The 2,383-nt window shown below is 71.5% G+C and carries 2 protein-coding genes and 1 tRNA gene; all 3 read right to left on the bottom strand.

Translation table 11 applies throughout. The features are described 5' to 3' along the window. Positions 1–208: 208 nt before the first annotated feature. Positions 209–284 (bottom strand) — tRNA-Thr (locus tag RMO04_RS00005). Positions 285–322: 38 nt separating this feature from the next. Further along, a complete protein-coding gene (locus tag RMO04_RS00010) occupies positions 323–1,849 on the bottom strand; it encodes a heme biosynthesis HemY N-terminal domain-containing protein (protein ID WP_309642748.1) in 1,527 nt (508 codons plus the stop codon). Continuing rightward, positions 1,846–2,383: COG4223 family protein (locus RMO04_RS00015; RefSeq protein ID WP_405041444.1), on the bottom strand; the 538-nt coding region annotated here is incomplete at its 5' end. The genes RMO04_RS00010 and RMO04_RS00015, both read right to left, overlap by 4 nt.

Here is a 2,383-nt window from a genome sequence, read left to right on the forward strand (position 1 = left end):
TGCTCACTACGAGCCCTCCATAAACCACATGTCCAATGCCCCCCTGAGCAACGCCCCCCGGACGTAGTTGCCCGCCCGTAACTCAGTGGTTCACGAAACGTTAAACTCCAACCTCTGCCGCACTGCAACGGGATTCCCCAATCACGTGCGCCTTGTTCACCGAATAGTGTTATTTTAGCCGAATTCATGTGCGAATTCAGATGAGGAATGGTGCCGCCTAGGTGACTCGAACACCTGACCTACGCATTACGAATGCGTCGCTCTACCGGCTGAGCTAAGGCGGCCCGAAACCTCGCGACCCGGTCGGTTCGCGAAAGAGGGCCTACTTAGCGACTCTCGGCGCACTCGCCAAGCGTCGCCTCGCCTGGGGACGACGATCTCCGGCCCGCGGCGGACGTGGGACCGGCCCTTCCTCATCTTCGTCCAGCCCCTCACCGATCTCATAGGGCGCGGAGTTCGCTTCATGGGCCGTCAGGAAGGCCGCCGAGTCGGCATAGGAAATAGGCAGTTGCGGCAGTTCGCTCATGGTCCGCGCCCGCCGCTCGTGACGCGGATGGGTGAGCTCGCCCGACTCCGCGTAGCTCGCCACCAACCGGGCCCAATCGGCCGGTTCATAGGCGAAGGCGCGACCTTCCGGATCGAGGTCTGACCAGTCGGGCTCCTGAGCGGCCGACACACCGCGCGCCATCCAGACCCGGGCCTCATCTGTTTGCCCTGCAGCGAAGTAAGCCCGAGCCATCAGGCCGGCAATACGGGCCGTCAACGGCTCTGTTTCCAGTCTTCGCGCGGCGTCCAGCGCCCGACTGGCGTCGCCGCCGATCAAGGCCTGCTCCACCGCCAGGATGCCACTTTCGCGCGCGTCGGGGTTGAGCTGGGCGAGATCGGCCAGCCGGCCCGCCCGCTGGCGCGGGGTCTCGTCCGTCTTGAGGTCGCGGTAGGCCAGCCACAAGGCCGGGTGCGGCGCGACTTTCCAAGCGGCTTCCAGGGCCTGGGCCGCTCGCGTCGCCTTGCCGTCCGCCGCGAGCAGACGGGCCGCCATGACCACGCCCGGCGCGAAGCCGGGCTGCAGCTTGGCGGCCTCCACCGCGAAGTCCTGGGCCTGGCTGCGTGACTTCGGATCGGACGAGCTTTCCAGCTGGGCCGCAGAGGCCGCCAGCAGCGCGGCCCGAGCCCGCTCGGCCACGATGGGGGAAACGATCTTGCGGGCGAGGGCGCCCTTGACCAGGTCCAGCGCCCCATCCCAGTCGCCGCTCTCGAGCCTGGCTTCCAGCAGGGCGCGCCAGGCCCAGCGGGCGGTCCGGGTCAGGCCATAGGCCTGTTCGGCGTGGCTGAGCGCCGCGGCGCGGTCGCCCTGGGCCAGGGCCGCCTGCATCAGGCCGCGATGACCGGCCAGACGCATCTCGGGAAAGCCCAGCATGGCGGAGTAGGCAGCCTGGATCGCCACGGGATCGCCCGCGGCGTCGGCGGCGTGGGCCGCCAGGACCCGCACCAGGCCCGGCGCCTCGTCGGCGAGGTCGGCGGCCTTCAGCGCCAGGCGCCGCGCCTCCAGGCCGTCGCCCGCCGCGGCGGCCAGGAAGCCCCGCGTCAGCACCTCGTTGGCCTGCCGCCGACGGGTCTCGGCCCGGGCGCGCTCGGCGCGCCGGGGGCTCTCCACCACCCACAGCAGCAGCCGCCAGCCGATCATGGCGGTGAGCGCGACGAACAGGGTGATCAGCACGAAGGCGGTGGCGGTCATGTCCGCCCGCCAGCCCAGCCAGACCAGGGTGGCATGGCCTGGCTCGCCGGTCATGGCCAGGATCGCGGTGGCGAGCGCCGCCACCAGGAAGACGATGATGGCCGCGCGGATCATCCGCCGCTCCGCGCCAGGCCGGCTAGATCCTCCAGCGCCAGCGTGCGCACCTGGGCGATCCGGCGATCGATGTCAGCGCGGCGCTCGGCCCGCGCGCGCCAGGGAGCCAGGGCCGTCTTGCCGGCCGCCGGCAGCCGGTCGAGGGTGGCCAGGGCGGCCACGATGTCGCCCTCCTCCACCTGGATCTCGGCCTTGGCGAGGGTGGCGTCGACGCCGGTTCCCGGCACGTCACCCACGCGGCGGACGGTCACCACCCGCGACAGGGCGTGACCGATACGGACCAGCAGGCCGGCGTCTTCCTGAGGGGAACGCGCCGCGGCGGCCGCGCGGGCGGCGTAGTCCGGGAAACCGGCGGCCAGGGCGGCGCGGCTGGGCGCGCCTTGCTCGGCATAGGACTTCAGCGAGCGCAGGTCGGCTGAAGGCGGGGCGACGGCGGTCAGGGCGGCGAGTTCGTCGGAGAACGGACGCGAGGTTTGGGCCGCCTCCATCAAGGCCGCGGCCGCCAAGGCGCCGGCGGCCGCCTGGGCGGCGCGG

Source organism: Phenylobacterium sp. (genome assembly GCF_031412415.1).
Classification (GTDB): domain Bacteria; phylum Pseudomonadota; class Alphaproteobacteria; order Caulobacterales; family Caulobacteraceae; genus Phenylobacterium.